Origin of the sequence: Leucobacter allii (assembly GCF_022919155.1) — a bacterium.
Lineage (GTDB): Bacteria > Actinomycetota > Actinomycetes > Actinomycetales > Microbacteriaceae > Leucobacter > Leucobacter allii.
The window spans coordinates 3,095,934-3,118,418 of the sequence record NZ_CP095045.1; the positions used below are offsets into that span (position 1 = coordinate 3,095,934).

Annotated in this window: 19 protein-coding genes; 9 read left to right on the forward strand and 10 right to left on the reverse strand. The window is 74.7% G+C overall.

Annotated features, from left to right (window positions below; all coding sequences use genetic code 11):
• Positions 1-51 precede the first annotated feature (51 nt).
• Together MUN78_RS14315 and MUN78_RS14320 are read left to right on the forward strand one after the other, a co-directional pair.
• The gene (locus MUN78_RS14315) at positions 52-558 is read left to right on the forward strand and encodes an NADPH-dependent FMN reductase (RefSeq protein ID WP_244727301.1); all 507 of its coding nucleotides are present in this window, start codon (positions 52-54) and stop codon (positions 556-558) included.
• Positions 555-1,097: a flavin reductase family protein gene (locus tag MUN78_RS14320; protein ID WP_244727303.1), complete on the forward strand. Its 543-nt coding sequence runs from the start codon at positions 555-557 to the stop codon at positions 1,095-1,097. The genes MUN78_RS14315 and MUN78_RS14320 overlap by 4 nt, the downstream gene beginning before the upstream one ends.
• Positions 1,098-1,109: 12 nt before the next feature.
• On the opposite strand, the gene MUN78_RS14325 is transcribed toward MUN78_RS14320, so the two are convergent.
• Complete coding sequence (locus MUN78_RS14325) at positions 1,110-2,204, reverse strand: alpha/beta hydrolase (RefSeq protein WP_244727305.1); 1,095 nt, start codon at positions 2,202-2,204, stop codon at positions 1,110-1,112.
• A gap of 4 nt (positions 2,205-2,208) precedes the next feature.
• A complete protein-coding gene (locus MUN78_RS14330) occupies positions 2,209-2,829 on the reverse strand; it encodes a TetR/AcrR family transcriptional regulator C-terminal domain-containing protein (RefSeq protein WP_244691794.1) in 621 nt (206 codons plus the stop codon).
• A gap of 161 nt (positions 2,830-2,990) precedes the next feature.
• Here MUN78_RS14330 and MUN78_RS14335 point away from each other — a divergent pair, with 161 nt between their 5' ends.
• From MUN78_RS14335 to lplAB, 5 genes are all read left to right on the forward strand, one after another.
• Entirely contained in the window at positions 2,991-4,208 is a 1,218-nt protein-coding gene (locus MUN78_RS14335; RefSeq protein ID WP_244727306.1) for an MFS transporter, read from the forward strand.
• A 138-nt stretch (positions 4,209-4,346) separates the two neighbouring features.
• Positions 4,347-5,990 carry an amidohydrolase gene (locus MUN78_RS14340; protein WP_244727308.1) on the forward strand — a complete coding sequence of 548 codons (1,644 nt, stop codon included), beginning with the start codon at positions 4,347-4,349 and terminating at the stop codon, positions 5,988-5,990.
• Between the two features lie 77 nt (positions 5,991-6,067).
• Positions 6,068-6,964: an alpha/beta fold hydrolase gene (locus tag MUN78_RS14345; RefSeq protein ID WP_244727310.1), complete on the forward strand. Its 897-nt coding sequence runs from the start codon at positions 6,068-6,070 to the stop codon at positions 6,962-6,964.
• A gap of 129 nt (positions 6,965-7,093) precedes the next feature.
• Complete coding sequence (locus MUN78_RS14350) at positions 7,094-7,786, forward strand: response regulator (RefSeq protein WP_244727312.1); 693 nt, start codon at positions 7,094-7,096, stop codon at positions 7,784-7,786.
• A gap of 67 nt (positions 7,787-7,853) precedes the next feature.
• Positions 7,854-8,903 carry a lipoate-protein ligase LplAB gene (gene lplAB, locus MUN78_RS14355; protein WP_244730110.1) on the forward strand — a complete coding sequence of 350 codons (1,050 nt, stop codon included), beginning with the start codon at positions 7,854-7,856 and terminating at the stop codon, positions 8,901-8,903.
• Positions 8,904-8,925: 22 nt separating this feature from the next.
• Here lplAB and MUN78_RS14360 read toward each other — a convergent pair whose 3' ends face one another.
• From MUN78_RS14360 to MUN78_RS14385, 6 genes are read right to left on the reverse strand one after another with little or no spacing between them, the layout of a single operon-like run.
• Positions 8,926-9,921, reverse strand: a complete 996-nt coding sequence (locus MUN78_RS14360) for a quinone oxidoreductase family protein (protein WP_244727314.1) — start codon at positions 9,919-9,921, stop codon at positions 8,926-8,928.
• A 9-nt stretch (positions 9,922-9,930) separates the two neighbouring features.
• Entirely contained in the window at positions 9,931-11,655 is a 1,725-nt protein-coding gene (locus MUN78_RS14365; RefSeq protein ID WP_244727316.1) for an amidohydrolase, read from the reverse strand.
• The gene (locus MUN78_RS14370; protein ID WP_244727318.1) at positions 11,652-12,779 is read right to left on the reverse strand and encodes an alcohol dehydrogenase catalytic domain-containing protein; all 1,128 of its coding nucleotides are present in this window, start codon (positions 12,777-12,779) and stop codon (positions 11,652-11,654) included. The genes MUN78_RS14365 and MUN78_RS14370 overlap by 4 nt, the downstream gene beginning before the upstream one ends.
• The gene (locus tag MUN78_RS14375) at positions 12,776-14,497 is read right to left on the reverse strand and encodes a PhnE/PtxC family ABC transporter permease (protein WP_244727320.1); all 1,722 of its coding nucleotides are present in this window, start codon (positions 14,495-14,497) and stop codon (positions 12,776-12,778) included. The genes MUN78_RS14370 and MUN78_RS14375 overlap by 4 nt, the downstream gene beginning before the upstream one ends.
• Positions 14,494-15,339, reverse strand: a complete 846-nt coding sequence (gene phnC, locus MUN78_RS14380; protein WP_244727323.1) for a phosphonate ABC transporter ATP-binding protein — start codon at positions 15,337-15,339, stop codon at positions 14,494-14,496. The genes MUN78_RS14375 and phnC overlap by 4 nt, the downstream gene beginning before the upstream one ends.
• A gap of 54 nt (positions 15,340-15,393) precedes the next feature.
• Positions 15,394-16,317 (reverse strand): phosphate/phosphite/phosphonate ABC transporter substrate-binding protein, encoded by a 924-nt coding sequence (locus MUN78_RS14385; protein WP_244691820.1) that lies wholly within the window; start codon positions 16,315-16,317, stop codon positions 15,394-15,396.
• 180 nt (positions 16,318-16,497) lie between these two features.
• Here MUN78_RS14385 and MUN78_RS14390 point away from each other — a divergent pair, with 180 nt between their 5' ends.
• Both MUN78_RS14390 and MUN78_RS16715 read left to right on the forward strand, forming a co-directional pair.
• The gene (locus MUN78_RS14390; protein ID WP_244727326.1) at positions 16,498-17,256 is read left to right on the forward strand and encodes a GntR family transcriptional regulator; all 759 of its coding nucleotides are present in this window, start codon (positions 16,498-16,500) and stop codon (positions 17,254-17,256) included.
• A gap of 180 nt (positions 17,257-17,436) precedes the next feature.
• Positions 17,437-19,695: a DUF7507 domain-containing protein gene (locus tag MUN78_RS16715; RefSeq protein WP_283248402.1), complete on the forward strand. Its 2,259-nt coding sequence runs from the start codon at positions 17,437-17,439 to the stop codon at positions 19,693-19,695.
• 124 nt (positions 19,696-19,819) lie between these two features.
• Here the strand turns inward: MUN78_RS16715 and MUN78_RS14405 are convergent, their stop codons facing one another.
• Together MUN78_RS14405 and MUN78_RS14410 are read right to left on the reverse strand one after the other, a co-directional pair.
• Entirely contained in the window at positions 19,820-20,791 is a 972-nt protein-coding gene (locus MUN78_RS14405) for an EamA family transporter (RefSeq protein ID WP_244727328.1), read from the reverse strand.
• Positions 20,792-21,049: 258 nt separating this feature from the next.
• Positions 21,050-22,462 (reverse strand): aldehyde dehydrogenase family protein, encoded by a 1,413-nt coding sequence (locus tag MUN78_RS14410; RefSeq protein ID WP_244727330.1) that lies wholly within the window; start codon positions 22,460-22,462, stop codon positions 21,050-21,052.
• Between the last annotated feature and the right edge of the window lie 23 nt (positions 22,463-22,485).

A 22,485-nucleotide genomic window follows, 5' to 3' on the forward strand; every position in this document is an offset into this window, starting at 1 on the left:
GCGACATCCCACCGTGGACCACGTCCCGTACACCTCTGCGAAGGGAGCGCCATGTCCACCCTCTCCGTCATCGTCGGCAATCCGAAGCCGCGATCCCGCACGCGCCAGATCGCCGAGGAGCTCGCCGGCCGCATCGCCGCGCGCACCGGCGCCGAGCTCCTGCCGACGGTCGAGCTCATCGACCACGCCGATGAGCTGTTCCGCTGGCCGGCGCCCGCGGTCGACGCGCTCGCCGAGCAGCTGCGCGGCTCGACGTTCGCGGTCGTCGCGACGCCGACCTACAAGGCGAGCTACACGGGCCTCCTCAAGGCCTTCCTCGACCGCTATCCCGCCCGGGGGCTCGCGGGCGTGACCGCGGTCCCCGTCTTCACGACCGCCTCGGACGAGCACGCGCTCGCGGTCGAGTTCACGCTGCGCCCGCTGCTCGTCGAGCTCGGCGCGAGCGTACCGACCCGGGGCCTCGCCTTCGCGACCCCGCGCTTCGACCGTCGCGAGGAGCTGCTCGACGAGTGGTTCGCGAACGAGTCCGGCGCCTTCGCCGCGGCGGTGCCCGCGTGACCGCCGGCGCCGCGCCCGCCGCCGGCGCCGCGCCCGCCGCCGCGCTGCGGGCGTTCGACGAGCGCGAGTACCGCGACGCGATGGGCGGCTTCGCCTCCGGGGTCACGGTGATCACGACGCAGGCGGCCGCCGGCCCGGTCGGCTTCACCTGCCAGTCGTTCTACAGCGTCTCGATCGACCCGCCGCTCATCTCCTTCTCGGTCGCCCGCACCTCGCAGAGCCTCGCGGCGCTGCGCGAGCACGGCCGCATCGCCGTGAACTTCCTGAGCGCCGAGCAGCAGCGGCTGAGCGGGCAGTTCGCGCGCTCGGGCACCGACAAGTGGGCGGGCGTCGCGTGGACGCCCGCCGAGCGCGGCGGGGCGCCCATCCTCGACGGCGTGACCGGCTGGGTCGCGGGCGAGATCGACCGGGAGATCGAGGCGGGCGACCACCTCATCTTCCTCGTCGCGGTGACGGCGATCTCGACCGACCCCGAGCGCCGGCCGCTCATCTTCCATCGCGGGAGGTACCGCGAGCTGGAGATCGAGTACCAGATCTGAGCGGTCGCGGGCTCAGCCCGCGGGACCCGTGATCCGGCGGAGCTCGGCGACGAAGCGGCCGATCGTGTCGCGCGCGTCCGCGCGGGCCCGCTCCGACTCCTCCGGCCGGTTGAGGTAGCCGTGCACGGTGCCGGGCTGCACGCTCTCGGTCACCGGCACGCCGGCCGCGCGGAGCTGCTCGGCGAACTGCTCCGCCGAGGCGCGGAGGTCGTCGGCGTCGGCGTTGACGATGACCGTGGGCGGCAGGAGGGCGAGCTCCGCCGCCGCGCGCTCCCCGACCGGGATCGCGGCGGCGGCATCCCCGCCGAAGGCGACGTCGTACATCGCCGCGATGCGCTCCGGGGGGAAGCGCCGCGCCTCCGGCAGCGCGGCGGTGACGGCGGCGATCGCCGGATCCGGGCGCTGCACCCGGTGCAGCGTCGGGTACTCGAGCACGAGGGCCGCGGGGCCCCGCTCGGCCGGATCGGCCGCGCGGGCCCGGGCGGCGTCGAGCGCGGCCTGCGCCGCGAGGTGCCCGCCGGCGCTCGCGCCGCCGACGGCGACCGGCTCCCCGGCGTGCTCGGCGAGCGCCCAGTCGAGCACCGCACCGACGTCGTTCGCGCCGGCCGGGGCCTGCACCGCCTCGGAGGCGAGGGCGTAGTCGACCGAGTAGACGCGCAGCCCGGCCTCGGCGAAGCGCCGGGCGGCCCAATCGGCCTCCGGCCAGTCGAGACCGCCGTGCACGAAGGATCCGCCGTGCGCCCACACGAGGGTCGCCCACGATCCCGCGGCCGGCTCGTAGCGCCGCACGGGCACCGACGCCGATCCGAGGCGGTTCGGCGTCCCCGGTCGGGCGGTCGCCGCCGGCCCCGCGAGCACGAGATCAGTGATCCGCATCCCGGCCTCCTCCCGCTCCGCTCCGCCCGCGGCCCGCGCCGGCTCGCCGCCGCGACCGAGCAGGACGGTGGCGCCGACGCCCAGTGCGGCCGCGATCCCGAGCACCGCGGCGACGCCGAGCGCCGCGCGGAGACCGCGCCGCGAGGCCCGCGCGAAAGGCGCGCGGGAACCGGGGGCGGGCGAAAGGCCCGCCCGCCTCGCGGGGGCGGAGCGTCGGTCGGGGCGCGGCACAGGCTCAGTGTACCGAGCGCGCGGCGGCCGCCCGGGCGCGGATCCCCGCGAGCAGCAGCTCGAGTCCCGCGTCGAACACCCGTCGGTTGCGGGCGGCGCCGCGCGGGTGCGTCGCGAGCAGCGCCGCGAGCCTGGGGTCGACCGCCGCGCTGTCGAGGGGCTCGTCGGGCGAGAGCGCGTCGAGGGCGGCGCCGAAGCTGAAGGCGTCGATCACCTCGATGGCGGTGACGATCTCCTCCTCGGGCAGACCGGCCTCGTCGAGCGCCGCCGCGAGGGCCGAGTAGAAGCGGAGCACGTCGGGCTCGTCGATGACGACGGTGAGCATGTGCTGGAGCACGCGCGGATGCTCGGCGTACATCCGCCACGTGCGCTCGACCTCCTGGCGGATCCGCGCCTCCCAGTCGCCGGCGTCGGCCGTCGGCGCGAGGTGCCGTGCGACGAGCTCGCGCCGCATGGCGTGGATGACGCCCTCGCGGCCGTCGACATGGTGGTAGAGCGAGGAGACGCTCACGCCGAGCCGCCGCGCGAGCGGGATCAGCTGGAGCTCCTGCCCGCCCTCGACGAGCGCGATCGCCTCGCGACCGATGCGCTCGGGGCTCAGTCGCGCGGTCCTCGGTCGTGCCATGCCGCCTCCTCGGGTCCGGTGCCGGTCGCCGCTTGACAGATCCTCTCACAGGATGGAAGATGAAGCTCGCATTTAATCGAAACAGTTTCGGTTATCTGAACCGGGGCGCCGCAGCCCCCGGCTCCCGCACCGACGCCGGACCATCCGAAGGAACCGCCCCCGTGAGCACATCCGCACCGATCTCCCCCGATCCCCGCATCCCCCTGACGCTGCGCAACGGGAGCGCGACCTTCGTCATCGCGCTCGCGAGCCTCATGATGGCGAACCTCTCCCCGTTCGTCATGAGCGCGCTCGGCGAGCTCGGCTTCGACACCCTCACCGCGGGGAACATCCTCACCTGGGCCCTCCTGGCCTCCGCCGCCGTCGGCCTCGCCACCTCCCGCCTCGCCTCGGGCGCCGCCCGACGGCCGCTCGCGATCGCCGGCCTCGCGATCGCCGTCCTCGCCTTCGGAGCCGGCGCGCTCGTGCCGGCTCCCGCCGTCGCCGTCACCGGCCTCATTCTCGGCGGGGCGGGCGTCGGCGCGGCGATCTCGACCTCGGGCGCGGCGATCGCCGCGCTCCGGAACCCGAACCGCGTCTCGGCGACGAGCGGGCTCGTGAACCGCATCCTCGTCACCGTCATCCTCGCCGCCATCCCGCTCATCGGGATCACGCAGGGCAGCGTCCTCGGCACGCTCGCGCTCATCTCGCTCGCCGGCCTCGCCCTCGCGGCCTGGCTGCCCGATTCGCCCGAGCACGCGGCCCCCGTCGACGTGACCACGAGCCTGCGGATCGCCGCGCCCCGCCGCATCACCGTCGCCGGGATCGCCGTCCTCATCGTCTTCCCGCTCTGGGGCACGAGCGAGGACGCCGTCTGGACCATGGCGCAGGTGCTCGGCGACGCCGTGGGCATGGATGCCCGCACGAGCGGATTCATGCTCAGCCTCGCCGCCGGCGGCGGGATCCTCGGCATGCTCGCCGTCACCGTGCTCGGCGATCGCATGGGCCGCGCCGTCCCCCTCGCCGTCGCGCTCGCGCTCGGGGGCGCGCTCAAGATCGCCTCCGGGTTCACCGCCGATCCGACGATCCTCGCCGGCCTCATCATCGTCATCAACACCGTCTACGCCTTCGCGTTCGCGCTGTTCCTCGCCACCGCTGCCGGCCTCGACGCGCGCGGCCGCTGGTCGGGGCCGCTGCTCGGGGCCTATCTCGTGGGCTCGAGCTTCGCCCCGGTCCTCGGCGGCGCGGTCATCGCCTGGCTCGGCATCCCCGCCTTCGGCCTCATCACGGGCCTCACGAGCTTCCTCGTGCTCGTGCCGACCGTGCTCATCGCGCGCGTCTCCGTCGGCGCCGAACGGGCGCTCGCCCGCGCCGCCGCGGCCGAGCCAGCCCCGGCCTGAACGAGCCGGCCGCAGAAGCTTCGGCCGCCCCGCCCGTCGCAGCCGCCCCGGATAGCATCGAGGCAGCGACCGGCCCCGGCCCGGGCACCCCGATCCCCGGATCCCCGACCCCGAACCCGAACCCAGGAAAGAGCAGTCATGGCACCCGCAACCGTCTACCGCAACGCGACCGTCTTCACCGGCGACGCCGCGATCCCCCCGCGCGAGAGCTTCGCGGTGCAGGAGGGCAGGATCCTCGCGGTCGGCGACCTCGCGACGGTGCGCGGCGCCGCGGGCTCCGACGCGCGGGAGATCGATCTCGGCGGCGCGTTCGCCGCGCCCGGCATCACCGAGGGCCACGCCCACATGCTCATGCTCGGCGAGGCGCTCTCGAAGGTGCAGCTGCGCGACGCGGCGACCGTCGGCGAGGTGCAGGAGCGCATCGCCGCCGCGCGCGCCGCGCAGCCCGACGCCCAGCGGGTCACCGGGGTGAGCTGGCGCTTCGACATCTTCGCCGAGGGCGAGCGGCCGACCGCGGCGATGCTCGACGCCGTCGTGGCCGACGTCCCCGTGCTGCTCGACGCCAACGACCTCCACTCCTGCTGGGTGAACACCGCCGCGCTCGAGGCCATGGGCATCACCCGCGACACCCCCGATCCCGTCGGCGGCGAGATCGTGCGCGACGAGCGCGGCGAGGCGACCGGCTTCCTGCTCGAGACGGCCGCCGTGAAGTACGCGTGGGGCTACCTCGACCGCGTGGCGAGCGACGCCGACCGCGACCGCTACCTCGCCACCGCCTTCGACGCCTACGTCGCAACGGGCGTCACCGGCGCGAGCGAGATGTCCTTCGGCCATGCCGACCTCGCCGCGTACCGGCGGGTCCTCGACCGCGACGGCCGCCTCCCCTTCCCCGTGAACGCCCACTGGCTGCTCACGGCGTCGGGCGACCTCGAGACCGACCTCGCCGAGGTCGCCGAGGTCGCGCGTCTCCGCGATGAGGTCGCGGCGCAGTACGGCGACGCCTGGCTGCGCATCGTCGGCGTGAAGTTCATCCTCGACGGCGTGATCGACGCGTGCACGGCCGCCATGCGCGCGCCCTATGCGAACGGCGCACTGCCCGGCCCGATCTGGGAGCGGGAGTTCGCCCTGCCCGTCGCGGTCGCGGCCGACGCCGCCGGGCTGCAGTTCGCACTGCACGCGATCGGCGACGAGGCGAGCACGATCGCGCTCGACATGGTGCAGGAGTGCATCCGCGTGAACGGGCCGGACGCGCACCGCCGGCCGCGGGTCGAGCACCTCGAGTCGGTGGCGGACGACACGATCGCCCGCATGGCCGCACTCGGCGTCACCGCCTCGATGCAGCCCGTGCACTGCGACCCCGCCGTGCTCGACAACTGGCAGGCGGTGCTCGGCGACGAGCGCGCCGACGGGGGCTTCCCCTGGCACAAGTTCCGCGACGCCGGCGTGCGGCTCGCGCTCGGCACGGACGCGCCCACCGCGCCGCACGAGGCGGCCGACAACCTGTTCATCGCGCTCACGGCGAAGTCGGCGCTCGAGCGCGAGCGCGCGGCCTACCACCCCGAGCGCGTGTTCGGCCCGGAGGAGGCCGTGGAGGCCTTCACGCTCGGCACGGCCTACGCGACGAAGCGCGACCACGAGGCCGGTCGGATCGCCGCGGGCTACCGCGCGCACGTCGTCGTCTGGGCGGCGAATCCCCTCACCGACGCCCCCGAGACGCTCCTGGGCTCCTCGGCGCGCCTCACGCTGGTCGACGGCGAGGTCGCCTACCGCGCCGCGGAGTGAGTGCCGGCTGGGGGTGAGTGTCGGGGCCTGAGGCCGTCGCCCTGGCGCCGTCCAGACGGAGCCGACAGACTGGGGGCATGAGCACCGATCCCGAGCGCCCCGCCGCGCAGACCGAGCCGGACGGCCCGCGCGCCTTCAGCTACACGGACGCGCACGGGGTCGTCATCACGGCGTACGAGTGGGCCGCACCCGAACCCCTCGGCGTGGTGCAGATCGCCCACGGGCTCGGCGAGCACGCCAGGCGCTACGACGACTTCGCCCGCGCGCTCGTCGCCGCCGGACTCACGGTGCTCGCCGACGATCACCGCGGCCACGGCGAGACGGGCAGGCGCCAGCACGGCGGGGACCTCTCGCGGCTCGGGCGGCTGGGGCCGGGCGGGCTCGCGGCGACGGAGGCCGCGATCCTGCAGCTCACCGCGCTCGCCAGGGAGGCGCACCCCGGCCTGCCCGTGGTGCTCGTCGGGCAGTCCTGGGGCACGCTCATGGCCCAGCGCATCCTCAATCGAGAGCCGCGCGTCTGGGATGCCGTCGTGCTCGCGGGCACCGCCCTGCGCACGCCCCGCTTCATGGAGAGCGGCGCGCTGAACCGCCGCTGGGCGGGCGACGGCGCGAACGGCTTCGAGTGGCTGAGCCGGGACGCCGCCGTGGGCGCCGCCTTCGTCGCGGATCCGCTGTGCTTCTACGCCGATGTGCTCGGGCTCTTCGGCCTGGCGGACGGCCTGCGGCTCTTCGGGACCCCGGGGCCGGCCGTCGCCCCCGAGGTGCCGATCCTCATCGTCGGCGGCGGCGACGATCCGCTCAGCCGCGCAGATGGACGGCGCCGTCTCGCCGAGGCGTACCGTCGGCGCGGCGTGCGCGACGTCGCCCTCAAGGAGTACCCGGGCGCCCGCCACGAGCTGTTCAACGAGACCAATCGGGACGACGTCACGGCCGACGTGATCTCCTGGATCCTGGAGCGCCTCCCGGGGGCGTGACCCGCGCCCCCGGCGACACCCCGAGAGCCTGACCTCCGCGCAGGGGTCACTTCGCCGCGCGGCGCGGCCCGGACGCCGTCGAGCCGCTACGTTGTGCCTGACCCAGCTCGATCCGGGAGGCGCAGCGCCATGTCACCACCGTCCACGACGACCCCCGTCGCACGCGCGCCCCGTCCGGCGCGTCGCGGCGTCGCCGTCGTCGAGGACCACCTCATGCAGCGTCGCTACACCGAATCGCTCGTCGACGCGCAGCCCGATCTGCAGCTCGTGCACAGCGCGGAGACCCTGCCCGAGTTCGTGGGCTGGTACGAGCGGGCGGAGCGCCGCCCGCAGCTGCTGCTGCTCGACCTGCTCGTCGAGCGCGGGCCGGCCGCAGACCCCGCGACGGTCGCGCGCCTCACGCGCTCCGGCCTGAAGATCGTCGTCTTTTCGGCGATGTCCTCGCCGCCGCTCGTGCGGCGGGTGGCGGAGGCCGGAGCGCAGAGCTTCGTCGGCAAGCGCGACACGGAACGGGACCTCCTCGCCGCCATCCGCGCGACGCTCGACGGGCGGGCGTGGCGGAGCCCCGAGTTCGACGCGGTCGTGGCCGACGCGCCGCCGCGGCCGCGCTTCGGCGTCCAGGAGGAGCGCGCGCTCACCCTGTACGCCTCGGGCATGACGCTCGCAGAGGTGGCCGCGGAGATCGGGGTGCAGCCCGGCACGGCGAAGAAGTACCTGCACCGGGTCCGCGCCAAGTACGCGGAGCTCGGGCGGCCCGTGCGCAGCCGGCTCGAGATGCTCCGGGCCGCGACGCAGGACGGCTTCGTGCCGCCCCCGGCCTGACGCGCCGACGCCGCACGCGCAGGCGGATGCGCGGCCCCGGCAGCGGGCGTACCCTGATGGCATGAGCATGCACGGTGAGTACAAGGTTCCCGGCGGGAAGCTGGTGGTCGTCGACTTCGAGGTCGTCGACGGGCGCATCCAGGACTTCCGGCTCTCGGGCGATTTCTTCCTCGAACCCGACGACGCGCTCGGCTGCATCGACGCCGCCGTCGAGGGCGCGAGCCCGAACTCCACGATCGAGGAGTACGGCTCGCTCATCCAGCGGGCGCTGCCGAGCGAGGTCCACCTGCTCGGCTTCACCCCGGAATCCGTCGGCGTCGCGATCCGCCGCGCCGTGACGGGAGCCGCCCACTGGCGGGACTACGACTGGCAGATCCTGCACGAGCCCCCCATCTCGCCGGTGCTCAACGCCGCGCTCGACGAGGTGCTCACGACGGCCGTCGGCGAGGGCCTGCGCGGGCCGACGCTGCGCATCTGGGAGTGGAACCGGCCCGCCGTCTTCATCGGCAGCTTCCAGTCGGTGAAGAACGAGGTGGACGAGGAGCAGGCGGCGGCGCACGGCGCGCAGCTCGTGCGCCGCATCTCGGGCGGCGGCGCGATGTACATGGCCCCCGAGGCGTGCATCACCTATGCGCTCTACGTGCCCGGGGAGCTCGTGCGCGGCATGAGCTTCGCCGACTCCTACGCCTTCCTCGACGAATGGGTGCTCGAGGCGCTCAAGGCGCTCGGGATCGACGCCGTCTACAAGCCGCTCAACGACATCACGAGCCCGCACGGCAAGATCGGCGGGGCCGCCCAGAAGCGGCTCGGCTCGGGCGCCGTGCTGCACCACGTCACCATGGCCTACGACATGGATCCGGTCGCGATGACGGAGGTGCTCCGGATCGGGCGGGAGAAGCTCTCGGACAAGGGCACCGCGAGCGCCCAGAAGCGCGTCGACCCGCTCCGCAGCCAGACCGGCCTCGGCCGCGAGGAGATCATCGAGCAGTTGATCCGGGTCTTCCAGCAGCGGCACGGCGGCGTGCCCGGCGAGGTCACGGACGGCGAGTACGAGGCGGCCGAGCGGCTCGTCGAGCAGAAGTTCCTGACGGAGGAGTGGATCAGGCGGGTGCCGTAGCCGCCTTCCGCCTCGCCTCGCGTCAGGGGACGAGCACGACCTTGCCCGTGGTCGCCCGGGACTCGAGCGCGGTGTGGGCCGCGGCGGCCTCGTCGAGGGGGAAGCGTGCCCCGACCCGGAGCTCCAGGGTCCCGGCGGCGAGCGCGTCGAAGAGCTCGCCGTAGCGCCAGGCGCGCTCCTCGGGCGTGCGCAGGAAGTGACCGAGGGTCGGCCGCGTCACGGACAGCGACCCCCCGGCGTTCAGCCGCTGCAGGTCGAGGGGCGGCACGGGGCCGCTGGCCGCGCCGAACAGCACCAGCTCGCCGCGGATGCGCAGCGCCCGCAGCGACGCGTCGAACGTCGTGCGTCCGACCCCGTCGTACACGACGGCGACGCCCGCGCCGTCCGTGAGCTCGCGCGCACGGTCGGCGAAGTCCGCGTAGTCGAGCACGGCTGCCGCGCCCGCGGCCTCGCTGAGTCCCCGCTTCGCCGGCGAGGCGGTCGTGAGCACCCGGACGCCGCGCGCGACGAGCAGCTGCGTGAGCAGCAGGCCCACGCCGCCGGCTCCCGCGTGCACGAGCACTGTGTCGCCCGCCTCGGGCCGCGACGCCGAGCGCGCGAGGTAGTGCGCGGTGAGCCCCTGCAGAGGCAGCGCGGCCGCGAGCGCCGCGGCGTCCTCGCGCGAGGCGAGCGGCTCCGGCACGCGCACGGCGCGCGCTGCGGCGACGACGAAGCGCTCGGCGTACGTCGCCGAGGCCTCGGCCGTGGTCACGAGATCCCCGACGGCGAACCCCGCCCCGGAGGCGCCGGCCCCGTCGCCGAGGGCCACGACGCGCCCGCTCGCCTCGGCCCCGGGCGTGAACGGGTACGCGACCTCGTAGAGCCCGGAGCGCTGGTACGTCTCGATGAAGTTCACCCCGACGGCGGCCGTCTCCACGAGCAGCTCTCCCGGCCCCGCGACGGGGGCCGCGACCTCCTCCGGGTGCAGCAGCTCGGGCCCGCCGGCGTGCTCGATCCTGATCGCTCGCATCGTCGTCATGCTGCGAGCCTACGCCCCTCTGGCCCCGACCGGACGACCCGCGAGCCAGGTGCGGACGACGCCGATGCCGTCGATCGCCTCGGGATCGACGGCGCGGGGATCGTCCGTGAGCTCGACGAGATCGGCGTGCTTGCCCGGCTCGAGCGATCCGAGCTCCCGCTCCGAGCGCAGCTGCCACGCGGCGTCGATGGTGACGGCGGCGAGGGCCTCCTCCACCGAGATCCGCTCCTCGGGGGCGAGCACCCGCCCCGAACGGGTGCGCCGGGTGACCGCGGCGTGGACGTTCGCGAGCGGCTCGCTCGGCGTCACGGGCACGTCGTTGTGCAGCGAGATCCGCAGCCCGGCGTCGAGCGCCGAGCGCGCGGCCGTCCAGCGCTCGCCGCGCTCGCCGAAGAGCTCGCCGATGGCGTCCCCCCAGTAGCGCACGTGGGCGAGGAACAGCGAGCAGGTGAGGCCGAGGTCCGCGGCGCGGCGGAACTGCTCGGGCGTCATCAGGCAGCAGTGCTCCAGACGGATGCGATGATCGCCCACGTCGACGCCCGCCGCGATCGCGCCCTCGAGGGCGGCGGCCACGGCGTCGAGCACGAGATCGAGGGCCGCATCGCCCTGCGCGTGCACCGCGACCTGCTCCCCGGCCCGCAGCCCCGCGGCGCAGAGCGCCTCGACCTCGGCGGCCGTGTAGTTGCAGCAGCCCCGCGCGCCCGCGACACCGAGGCGCCGCGCCGTCTCCGTGTCGGCGTAGGGGAACGACGCGGCGATGGTGCCGACCCACGGCGAGCCGTCGGCCCAGAGCTTGACCCCGATCTCGCGGTACATCTCGGGGTCGGCGGGCACGGCGGATCCGACCCCGCTCGCGACGGCCCGCGGGCGGTTCGACATGCGGTACGCGCGCACGCGCACCCGCCCCTCCGACGCGGTCACGCCGGCGAGCAGCGCCCCCTGGGCCGGATCGAGCGCGAGCTCGCCGACGGTGGTCACGCCGGCCGCAGCGTACGCGGCGAGCTCGGCCGCGAGCAGCGCCGGCGCCCGCTCGGGGGCGACGTCGAGCGGCGCACCGGCGAGCATGAGCGTCGCCGGCAGCTCCTCCGCCCGGCCGGTCGGCTCGCCGAGCGCATCCCGCACGAAGTGCGATCCCTCCGGATCGGGCGTCGCGGCGTCGACGCCCGCGGCCGCGAGCGCGAGGGAGTTCGCCCAGGCCGAGTGCGCGCTGTTGTGCAGCACGGCGAGCGGATTCCGCGGCGCGAGCGCGTCGAGCCAGGCGCGGTGCGGCTCGGGGAGCCCCGGTCGCAGCAGCTCCTCCCAGCCGACGACGGTGAGCGGCATCCCGACCGGCGCGGCGGCGACGGCCGCGCGCACGGTTCGCAGCACGGACTCCGCCGTGGGGCAGATTGCCGCCCGCACGTCGATCACGCCGTCCCCGCGGAACGACATCCCGATCATCGGGTGCCCGTGCGCCTCGACGAAGCCGGGCAGCAGGGCGCGGCCCGCGAGATCCACGACCTCCGTGGCGGGGCCGCGATGGGCCAGCACCGCCTCCGCCTCCCCCACGGCGACGATGCGCCCGGCGGCGACCGCGAGAGCCTCCGCGGTGCTGCGCTCGGCGTCCATCGTGACGATCGGCCCGCCGAGGAAGATCGTCTCGGCCCCGGCGCCCGCGCCCGTGGGCGGGTCCGGGATCGCGCCCGCGATCGATGCCGGGGTCGATGCCGGGGTCGGGGTCGCGCCGGGAGTCATGCGGCCCCGTCCGCCGCGAGCGCCGGGGCGATGCCGACGCGCACCTCGCGCTGCTGCGCGGCCCGCGCGAGGGCGGCGTCGCTCCCCCGCAGCGGGTGGATCTCCCCCACGAGCTCCGCGAAGGGGTAGCGCGCGCCGTGCGCCTCGAGGAAGGCCACGGCGCCCGCGAGCTCCGCCGGTGCGTAGTTGTGCACCCCGGCGATGGTCGCGAGACCGCGCACGATCCGCTCGGCGTCGACGGGGACCGCGTCGGCGGGGAACACGCTGCCCACCCAGACGACGGCGCCGCCCACGGCGACCGCGTCGAGCCCCGCGGCGACTGCGGCAGGCGCGCCCGAGACCTCGATGACGGCGTCGAAGACCGCGGGCGGGACGGCGTCGCGGCGCGGATCGAGCGTGCGCGCGGCGCCGAAGCGGGAGGCCAGCGCCCGGCGCTCCGGGTCGGGATCGGACACGGTGACCCGGGCCCCGCGCTCGGCGGCCATGGCGCTCGCGGTCAGCCCGATGAGGCCCGCGCCGGTCACGAGCACCTCGCCGTCGGCGAGCGCCCCCGCGCCCCCGCGCAGTCCGCGCTCCGCGGCGGCGAGCGCGGCGTAGGCCGTCGCCGTGCCGCAGCCCGCCGGGGCGAGGACTGCGGCGGGGAGCGCCTCGCCGACCCGGACCACGGGCGTGCCGGCCAGCAGCTGCACGTGCGTCGCGAAGCCGCCGGAGAGCGGCCAGTCCGCGACGAATCTCGCGTGCCCGTACTTGTGCAGCGTCAGGCACTTCTGCGGCATCCCGCGCCGGCAGCGCGCGCAGGCCCCGCAGTGCGCGGCGATCGACCACACGACGCGATCGCCCGGCGCGAGCGGAGCGGCGTCCGCTACGCGCGGCGCGGATCCGTCGGCCGCGCCGACTGCGACGATCCGGCCGACGGCCTCGTGGCCGAGCCCGAGCGGCACCGGCTCCGCTCGGTGCCCGAGCGCGGTGTGCACGTCGGAGCCGCAGACGGTCGCGAGCTCCACCGCCACGAGCAGTTCGCCCGGGCCGAGCGCGGGGACGTCGACGGTCGTCTCGCGGAGCGGCCGGCCCGGGCCGTCGAAGATCATGGCGGTCGCCGTGGGGCCCGCGCCTCGCCCGCTCACTTGAAGACCCGCCGCATCCACATCGCGAGTCCCTCGACGAGCAGCACCGTGACGAGGATCATGAGCACGATCGAGCCGACGAGCTGGTAGTTCGACCCCTGTCCCGCATTGAGCAGGTAGTAGCCGACGCCGCCGCCGCCCACGATGCCGAGCAGCGTCGCGGCGCGCACGTTCGTGTCGAGGAGGTAGAACGCGTGCCCCACGAGCGACTGCGCCCCCTGCGGCAGCGTCGCGCCGAAGAACATCTGGGTGCGGGAGGCGCCGCCGGCGATGAGCGCGCGCTCCGGTCCGCGCGGCACCTCCTCGAGGGAGTCCGCGATGAGCTTGCCGAGGAGGCCGACGCCGCCCACGGCGAGGGCGATCGTGCCGGCCTGGGCGCCGAGCCCGGTGATGACGATGAGCACGATCGCGAGGATGAGCTCGGGGATGCCGCGGATGCCGACGAGGAGCAGGCGGAACCCGGATCGCGCGGCCGGGTTCGGGGCGACGTTGCGGGCCGCGAGGGAACCGACGACGATCGAGACGACGACGGTGATGAGCGTGGCGGCGAGGGCGATCTCGATCGTCTCGAGCATGGCGGCGGCGATCGTCTCGAAGCCGTAGCTGCCGAAGTTCGGCGGCCAGAAGGAGGAAGCGACGGCGGGGATCTTCCCCCAGAAGGTGAACACGTCGCCCCAGGTGATCTCGCTCACGATGACGCCGCCGACGACCGCCGCGACCGCGAGCCAGGCCGCTGCCGTGCCCCGGATCCGCCCGGCCGTCCACGGGCGCCGCATCGCGGCCTCGACCGAGGCGAAGGCGGCGACGGGAGCCGCCCCGGGCGGCGACGGACGCGCCCCGGCGCCGCGGCGGGAGAGCAGCCGCACGAAGACGCCCGTGCCGGCGCGCTCGCCGAGCATGGCGACGCGCACGGCGCTCGAGACGATCTCCATCGCGACGCAGAGGAGGAAGATGACGAGCGCGATGCCGAGGCCGAGGCCGTAGTTCAGCGACTTGAAGGCGTGCGACATCTCGAGGCCGAGGCCCGCGACCCCGACGTAGCCGAGCACGACTGATCCGCGCAGGTTGATGTCGTTGCGGTGCAGCACGGTGGCGACCCAGGAGGGCATCACCTGCGGCAGGATCCCGACGGTGAACTCCTGCAGCCGCGAGCCCCCCGCGGCGCGGATCGCGCGGCGGGGGCCCTCGTCGATCTGCTCGATCGCGTCGGCGAAGAGCTTGGAGATCATGCCGATGGAGTGGATGCCGATCGCGAGGATGCCGGGCAGCGCGCCGAGCGAGAAGAGGAGCACGAACACCATGGCGAGCACGACATCGGGGAGCGCCCGCGTGAGGACGCCCGTGAAGCGCGCCGCGGCGCGCCACCCCGGCCCGGGGGTGGTGTTCTCGGCGGCGAGGTAGGCGATGGGCACCGAGAGCGCGGCGGCGAGCACGGTGCCGGTGAGCACGAGCCCGACCGTGAGCACCGTGAGCCGCAGGAGTTCGAGCGGCTCGGGGAACTCGAGCCCGCCGACGCGGGCGAAGAAGCGCTCGGCGTTCTCCGCGGAGTCGAGCATGCCGGGGATCGAGATGTCGATGCGCGCGAGCGCCCAGACGGCGAGCCCCGCGAGGATGAGGAGCGAGACGCCCGCCGCGATCCGCTGGGGGTCGCGGCGTCGCCGCGGCGCTCGCGCGGCGACGGTCGACGCGGGGGACGCCGCGGATGCGAGGAGGGTCATGCGGAGACCCCTGCGGGCTCGCGCCCGGACGCCCCGAGGCCGGCGGCCTCGACGTCGACGGCCTCGAGCTCCGCGGTGGAGGTCGCGACGCGGCCGTAGATCTCCATGACCTCCGCCCGGCTGAGACCCTCGGCCGGGGTGTCGAGCACGAGCGCGCCGTGGCGCAGGCCGACGATGCGGTCGGCCCAGGAGATCGCGAGATCGACCTGGTGCAGCGTGCAGAGCACGGTGAGCCCGTCTGCGGCGGCGATCTCGCGGATGAGCGCCATGACCTGAGCGCTCGACTCCGGGTCGAGCGAGGCCACGGGCTCGTCCGCGAGCAGCACCTCGGGGTTCTGCATGAGGGCGCGGGCGATGGCCACGCGCTGCTGCTGTCCGCCCGAGAGGGTGTCGGCGCGCTGGTAGGCGCGGTCGAGGAGCCCCACGCGCTCGAGATGCGCGAGCGCCCGGTGCTTGAGCGCGCGCGGATAGCTGAAGAGGCCGAGCCGGGGACCCCGCAGGTCGCCGAGCGCCCCGCTCAGCACGTTCTCGAGCACCGTGAGCGGCCCCACGAGCTCGAACTGCTGGAAGATGAAGCCGACGCGGTGCCGCAGGCCGCGCAGGGCGCGCCCGCGCAGCCGCGGCACCTCCGCACCGAGCACCCGCACGGTGCCGGAGCTCGGCGCCTCGAGCCCGTCGATGTGCCGCAGCAGCGTCGACTTCCCCGAGCCCGAGAGGCCGAGGAGCACGGCGACCTCCCCGCGGTGCACGCGGAGGGAGACGTCGTCGAGCGCCGTCGTGTCGCCGAAGCGCTTCGTGAGCCCGTCGATCTCGATGACGGGGCCGGTGGGCGTGGGATGCATGGTCGTGCCTCTCGGGTTCGGGGCGGTGGCTCGGTCAGCGGGCGGTGCGGGCGATCAGGCCTGGCACTGCTCCGCGTCGGTCTCCGCGCAGATGTCGCGGATCTGGTCGTAGTAGGCGTCGTCGACGGGCTCCGCGGCGTAGAAGACGGAGCGGAAGCCGTCGGTGTCGGCTCCTTCGACGCCCGCGGCGATGATGTCGTCGATCGTGACCTCGCCGAGGATCCCCGTGAGCTGCTCCTGGAGCTCCGCGGGCAGCGCGCTCGACATGACGAGCGGGGCGCCGGGGACCATGGTCTCGGCGACGACCTTCACCGCGTCGGACTTCTCGACCTCGCTGTCCTCCGCGAAGCCCGCCTCGCACTCGACGCCCTCGCCGACCTTCTGCACGCTCACGTCGTGCTTGCCCGCGAACACGGGAGTGACGTCGGCCTCGGGGTCGATGCCGGCCTCGAGCAGGTTGTAGGAGGGGAAGAGGTACCCCGAGGTCGAGGACGGATCGACGAAGCAGACCGAGTGCCCGGCGAAGTCCGCGATCGAGGAGATGTCGCTGTCCGCCGGGACGATCGCCTGCGAGTAGTAGCCGGGCTCCTGCCCCTCCTCGGTGACGATGGAGGAGATCGGGGTGAGCTCGGCGCCGTTGTTCGTGGCGGTGACGTAGGTGAAGCCGGAGAAGCTGGCGACGTCGATCTTGCCGGCGATCGCCGCCTCGATGAGGGCCGCGTAGTCGGTCGACTCGTGGTACTCGACGGTCTTGCCCGTCTCCTGGGCGATGTAGTCGGCGATGGGCTGGTAGTTGGTCTCGGTGTCGACGGAGTCGGGGACGACGCCGAAGACGAGCGTGTCGGAGTCGACCGCGTAGCCGGCGGAATCGCCGCCGCTCTCCTCGGCGTTCGCGCCGCTGGTGCAGCCGGCGAGGCCGAGGCCGAGGAGCGCGACGCCCGCGAGGGCGGCGGTCGTCTGGATCGCACGAAGGTTCATGATGGCCTTTCGGAAGGGGTGGAAACGAACCGCGTCCACTGTCGCACCGGCCGGGCCGAGAAATGTACCTATCTCGCGAGTATTCAGCCGCTGTTCACGGGAAATGCCCCGAAGTTGAACATCGGGTGACCGCTCCGGCGGCGCGCGCGGCGCGCCGGAGCGGCGAAGTAGTATGCCTATGTGAGCGAAGTGGTGTACCTGCGGATCGCGGACGAGCTGCGCGAGCGCATCGCGGACGGCGGCCTCGCCCCCGGCATGGACGTGCCGACCGAGGCCGAGCTCGCCGCGCGATGGAACACCTCGCGCGGCCCCGTGCGCAACGCCCTCGCGGTGCTCCGCGGCGAAGGGCTCATCGAGACGGGGCGCGGTCGTCCCGCCCGCGTCGTCCCGCGGAAGTCGACCCAGGCCGTCGACGTGTCGATTCCGTTCACGCGATGGGCCGAGGCCATCGGCGCGACGCCCGGCGCCGTGACCCAGCAGCTCGCGCGGCGGCTCGCTGGACCGGAGACGGCGCGCGCCTTCGGCATCGACGAGCGGGAGTCCGTCGTCGAGGTGCTGCGGCTGCGACTGCTCGACGGCCGCCCGACCATGGTCGAGCGGCTCGTGTACCTCGGCGAGACCGCGCGCGCGCTCTTCGACCACGACCTCGACCGGGTGTCGATCACCGAGCTGCTCGCCGCCCACGGCTTCCCCCAGGCCGAGGTCGACCACGAGATCGACGCGGTCGCGGCCGACGCGCTCGACGCCCGCCTGCTCGGGGTGGCCGAGGGCACTCCCGTACTCCGACTGCACCGGGTGTCGCGCGACGCCTCCGGCCGCACGATCGAGGTGTCCGACGACCACTACCGCAGCGACATCGTGCGCTTCAGCGTCGCCTCCCGCGGCCGCGCTCCCCGCGCCGCCGACGGCGAGGCGTATCTGCGCAGCTTCGGGGGATGATCTGACCCCCTGGACCCCCAAGTGACCTCCACAGCGGGGTCATTTTCTTTCGACGACGTAACGCGACCCCCTCTGCGCTGAGGCATCGAAATAAGATCCATAACTTGGAGGGCGCTGTGAAGTCCGTCAAAGCTGCTTCGGGCCGGCGTCCTTGCTGAAGCAAAGGGGATACCGATACTTATGGATCAGGATTCACGGTCGATCGGACGCAGGGCGGGGGGCTGGCTCGTCGCCGCCTCGGTCGTCGGCGCGTCGCTCTTCCTCGGCATGCCGGCGGCTCAGGCCGCCCCGGCGCCCGACGCCGAGCCCACCACCTTCACGAGCGGCGTCGACCAGACGGTCGTCGTGCCCGATGGCGTGTGCGCGGTGAACGTCGTCGTCGCGGGCGCCCCCGGCGGCTCGGCGATCTCGTCCGGCACGGATGACAACGCCGAGGATCCCGAGGATCCGGGCGCGTTCCGCGGCCCGAACGGCTCCGGCGCCACCGTCAGCGCGGGCCTCGCGGTCGGCGCGGGCGACGCGATCCAGTACACCGTCGGCGGCACCGGCGCCAACGGCGGCGCGGCCGGCCTGCCCGGCGGCGGCGCGGGCAGCACCGGCGGGCACCGCGGCGCGGGCGGCGGCGGCTACTCCTCCATCAGCGTCGGCGGGGACCTCCTGATCCTCGCGGGCGGCGGCGGCGGCACCGGCGGCGGCCACACCGCCGACGGCGGCCACGGCGGCGACGCGGGCGTCGTCGACGGCGTCGCGATCGACGGCGGCACCGTGTACGCCGGCGGCGACGGCACCTCCGGCTTCGACCTCGGCTGGAACGCCGATCCGGTGACCGCGCCCGGCGCCGGCCTGGGCGGCGGCGTGAGCGCCGGCGGCGCCGGCGGCGTCAACCCGCGCAGCGCGACCGAGGGCTACGACTTCAACGGCTTCCCCGGCGGCTCGCTGCAGGGCGGCAACGGCGGCAACGATCCCGGCCTCGACGGCGGCGCCGGCGGCGGCGGCGGCTTCTTCGGCGGCGGCGGCGGCGCCTCCACCGACGGCCAGGTCGGCGGCGCGGCGCAGTACTTCGTCGGCGCCGGCGGCGGCGGCGGCTCCACCTTCGTCTCCGACTCGGCGCTGCTGAGCGATCCGGCGCTCGCGAAGAACCGCGTGCCCGCCGGCCAGGAAGGCGAGGGCGACACGCTGCCCGGCCAGGTCACCTTCGAGTGGATCATGTGCGACTACGACCTCTCGGTCGCGAAGAGCGTCGTCGGCGAGCCCGTCTACGAGGACGGCCAGACCGTGACCTACTCGGTGACCGTGACCAACGAGGGCGCCGACGACATGGCGATCGGCGACACCGTGAGCCTCGTCGACGACCTCGCGGTCGGCGGCACGCTCGTCTCCGTCGAGGGCCTCGACACCTCCGTGCCCGCCGCGGGCGAGGCGATCACCGCCGCCGGCATCGAGGCGTACGACTCGATCGACGTCAGCGACGATCCCGAGACCCCCGACGTGCGCCACCGCGGCCTCGCCGCGGGCGACTCCGTCACCTTCGTCTACGACGTCGTCGTGACCGGCACCGAGCCGGTGACCAACACCGTCACGATCACGGACCGCGGCAGCGAGGAGAACAACACCGCCTCCGCCGAGATCCAGCCGGCCGCGCCGTCGCTCGGCCTCGTGAAGTCCGCGGACACCGAGGACATCACGGAGATCGGCCAGAAGGTCACCTACTCCTTCGTCGTCACGAACACCGGCAACATCTCGGTGGACAACATCTCCATCGCCGAGGGCGAGTTCAGCGGCGCGGGCGAGCTCCCGACGCCCGAGTGCCCGACCGGCCCGGTCGCCCCGGGCGAGTCGGTCACCTGCACCGCCGTGTACACCGTGGTCGCCGAGGACATCACCGGCGAGGATCTGACGAACACCGCCACCGCGGCCGGCGAGACCCCCATGGGCCACCCGGTCGTCAGCGAGGAGTCCGCGGCGGCGCTCGAGAGCGTTCCCGCCCCCGAGCTCACGCTCGTCAAGACCGCCGACGCGAACACTGTCACGCACGCGGGCCAGAAGGTCACCTACTCCTTCGAGGTCACCAACACGGGCAACATCCCGCTCGACGACATCGCGATCGACGAGGGCGCCTTCAGCGGCACCGGCGAACTCCCCACCCCGAAGTGCCCGACCGGCACCGTGGATCCGGGCGAGTCGATCACCTGCACGAGCGTCTACACCGCGCTCCCCGGTGACGTGACCGGCAAGCCGCTGACCAACACGGCGACCGCGACGGGCGTCACGCTCTACGGCGCCGACGTGGTCAGCAACGCCTCGACGGCCGAGCTCGCCTCGACCGCCCCGCTCGCCGTCACCGGCGGGCAGAGCCTTGCGGCCTGGTCGATCGGCGCGGTCCTCGCGCTCGGCCTCGGCGGCACGGCGCTGCTCCTGGCCCGTCGTCGCCAGGCGTAACGACGCGATCCCGGCGGCTCCGTCCGCCGCCTGAGGCCCGGCCCCCGCACGGGGGCCGGGCCTCAGGTCGTTCCCGGCCCGGGCGCACCTCCCCGGCCGCTCCGAGGGCGCGCCACCAGGGCCGCTACGACGGCGCGCCGAGCAGCAGCACCCCGCCGACCACGACGAGCGAGGCGGCGATGCGGGCGGCCGGGCGGCGCTCGCGGAAGACGAACGCGCCCCAGAGGCTGACGAGCACGACGCTCACCTCGCGCACCGGGGCGACGAGCGCGACCGGAGCGATCGTGACCGCCGTGAGCACGAGGATGTAGGAGAGCGGGGAGAGCACGCCGAAGAGGAGCAGCCGCCCCCACTGTGTCCGCAGCACGGGGAGTAGCTCGCGGCGGCGGCGCCAGACGCCGACCGTGAGGAGCGGGAGCTCGAGCGCCGCGCAGCCCACCATGAACGCCACCGGCGAGAGCTCCCAGACGCGCAGCGCGTGCGTGTCCCAGACCGTGTACGCGGCGATCGCGACGCCCGTCGCGAGCCCGTAGCCGAGCCCCGGATCCAGGCGGCCGCGGCGCCCGGGAACGCCTGCGGAGCGAGGGGGGTCGCCCACGGCGGGCACGGCGCGCGGACGCGGTGCGGCCGGGGCCGAGACCGCCCCGGGCCCGCGGGCGGCGCCCCCGCGCGGCGCGCGGCCCGCGAAGCCGATCCCGACGATCCCGAGGAGGATGACCCCGATCCCTGCGAGCGCGAGCGGCGCCGGCCGCTCGCCGAGCGCGAGGACCGCCACGAGCACGGTGAGCAGCGGACCCGTGCCGCGCGCCGTCGCGTACACGAGGGACAGGTCCCCCATGGCGTAGCCGCGCTGGAGGAGCAGCATGTAGCCGACGTGCAGCAGCGCGGAGACCCCGGCGCCGAGGAGGAAGCCGCCGAGGTCCGCCGTGCCGAGCCCGCCGGTGAACGGCACCGCGCCCGCCCAGAGCAGGGCGCTCACGAGGGAGCCCCACCACAGGAACGGCAGCCCCGAGCGGCTCGAGCCGTGCGCGATGATGTTCCAGGCGGCGTGCGCGAATGCGGCGGCGAGGACGAGCAGGAATGCGGTCTGGGACACGGGGAACCTTCCGCTCGCCCGGTTCAGGGCAGGCGAGCGCGGTTCCTCCGGGCTTTTGTCCTGTCAGATGACGCCGGCTCGCGGGAACCGGCGTGGCGCCGCTCGGTCGCTGGCGGGCCCTGCCTCCGCAGAGCCCCGGAACCCTAGGCGCTATCGCCCTCCACGCTACCCCTCGCGGCCGCCGCCCGCGACCGCGAGGCCACGGCGTTCACGCAAGGTTCACGCGGCGCCCGCGCCGTGCGGGGGAGGGGGTGCGGTTCAGGGCAGGGCGATCTCCGGCGTCGCCTCGTCCTCGTGCAGCGACGTCCACACCGCCTGCAGGCGCGTGTAGAGCTCCACGGCGGCCTGGCCGCCCTCGCGGCCGTAGCCGGAGCGCCCGAAGCCCCCGAAGGGCATGCGGTCCGAGATGACGCCGTAGGTGTTGATCCACACGGTCCCGGCGCGCAGCCGGTCGGCGACGCGATGCGCCCGCGCCACGTCGCGGGTCCAGACGCCGGCGGCGAGCCCGTACTCGGTCGCGTTCGCCTGTTCGACGGCATCGGACTCGGACACGAACGCGGAGACCACGGCGACGGGGCCGAACACCTCCTCCCGGACGATCTCCATCGCGGGCGAGACGTCCGTGAGGAGCGTCGGCGCGACGTAGTACCCCTCCCCCAGCCGCGCGTCGTCCGGGAGCTCGGCGCGCGCGAGCACGCGAGCGCCCTCGGCCACCGCGTCGCGGATCATGCGCTCGGTCTTCTGCTGCTGCGCGAGCGTCGTCTGCGGGCCGACCTCCGTGGCGGCGTCGAGCGGGTCGCCGACGCGCACGGCGCGCGTGCGCTCCGCGAGCCCCCGCAGCAGCTCCTCCTGCGCACGGGCCTCGACCAGGATCCTGCTGCCCGCGATGCAGGCCTGGCCCGCGTTGCCGAACACGCCGCTCACGAGCCCCTCGACGACGCGGTGCCCCGGGGCGTCCGCGAAGACGAGCTGCGCGGACTTCCCGCCGAGCTCGAGCGCCGTGGGCACCAGGTTCACCGCGGCGGCGCCGGCGATCGCGGCGCCGGTCGCGTCGTGGCCGGTGAACACGATGAGGGAGATCCTGGGATCCTCCGTGAGCGCGCGCCCGGTCGCCGTCCCGCCGGGCAGCACGTGGGCGAGCCCGGCGGGGAGCCCGGCTTCGGCCATGATCTCGGCGAGCCGCAGAGCGCTCAGCGGGGTCTCGGGGGCCGGCTTGAGCACGCAGGCGTTGCCGAAGGCGAGCGCCGGCGCGAGCTTCTTCGTCGCGAAGATGAGCGGAGCGTTCCACGGCACGACGGCGGCGACGACGCCGTGCGGTTGCCGCTTCGCGTAGGCGAGGTACTCGCCCTCCACGGGGATCACCTCCCCCGACACCTTGTCCGCGAGCTCGCCGAAGTAGGCGAAGGATCCGGCCGCGCGGCGGACCATCGCGAGGCTCGCCGCCAGCGGGGCGCCGAGGTTGCGCGCCTCGAGCTCCGCGAGCTCGGCCTCGTGCGCCAGCATGAGCTCGGCGATGCGGCGGAGCACCCGCCCGCGCGCGATCGGCGAGGTCCTTCCCCAGCCGCCGGAGGCCCGCGCCGCCGCGTCGATCGCGGAGCGCACGGCCGCGGGCGGGGTGTCGGGGACGGTCGCGAGCACGGAGCCGTCGATCGGGGAGTGAATGTTCGTCATGTCGCCTCAGCAATCCAGTCGGG

Excerpts from the sequence above, each read along its gene's own strand:
- MUN78_RS14315 (WP_244727301.1), top strand. The coding sequence starts at position 52 with ATGTCCACCCTCTCCGTCATCGTCGGCAATCCGAAGCCGCGATCCCGC.
- MUN78_RS14330 (WP_244691794.1), bottom strand. The coding sequence starts at position 2,829 with ATGGCACGACCGAGGACCGCGCGACTGAGCCCCGAGCGCATCGGTCGC.
- MUN78_RS14340 (WP_244727308.1), top strand. The coding sequence starts at position 4,347 with ATGGCACCCGCAACCGTCTACCGCAACGCGACCGTCTTCACCGGCGAC.
- MUN78_RS14345 (WP_244727310.1), top strand. The coding sequence starts at position 6,068 with ATGAGCACCGATCCCGAGCGCCCCGCCGCGCAGACCGAGCCGGACGGC.
- MUN78_RS14350 (WP_244727312.1), top strand. The coding sequence starts at position 7,094 with ATGTCACCACCGTCCACGACGACCCCCGTCGCACGCGCGCCCCGTCCG.
- lplAB (WP_244730110.1), top strand. The coding sequence starts at position 7,854 with ATGCACGGTGAGTACAAGGTTCCCGGCGGGAAGCTGGTGGTCGTCGAC.
- MUN78_RS14360 (WP_244727314.1), bottom strand. The coding sequence starts at position 9,921 with ATGACGACGATGCGAGCGATCAGGATCGAGCACGCCGGCGGGCCCGAG.
- MUN78_RS14365 (WP_244727316.1), bottom strand. The coding sequence starts at position 11,655 with ATGACTCCCGGCGCGACCCCGACCCCGGCATCGACCCCGGCATCGATC.
- MUN78_RS14375 (WP_244727320.1), bottom strand. The coding sequence starts at position 14,497 with ATGACCCTCCTCGCATCCGCGGCGTCCCCCGCGTCGACCGTCGCCGCG.
- phnC (WP_244727323.1), bottom strand. The coding sequence starts at position 15,339 with ATGCATCCCACGCCCACCGGCCCCGTCATCGAGATCGACGGGCTCACG.
- MUN78_RS14385 (WP_244691820.1), bottom strand. The coding sequence starts at position 16,317 with ATGAACCTTCGTGCGATCCAGACGACCGCCGCCCTCGCGGGCGTCGCG.
- MUN78_RS16715 (WP_283248402.1), top strand. The coding sequence starts at position 17,437 with ATGGATCAGGATTCACGGTCGATCGGACGCAGGGCGGGGGGCTGGCTC.
- MUN78_RS14410 (WP_244727330.1), bottom strand. The coding sequence starts at position 22,462 with ATGACGAACATTCACTCCCCGATCGACGGCTCCGTGCTCGCGACCGTC.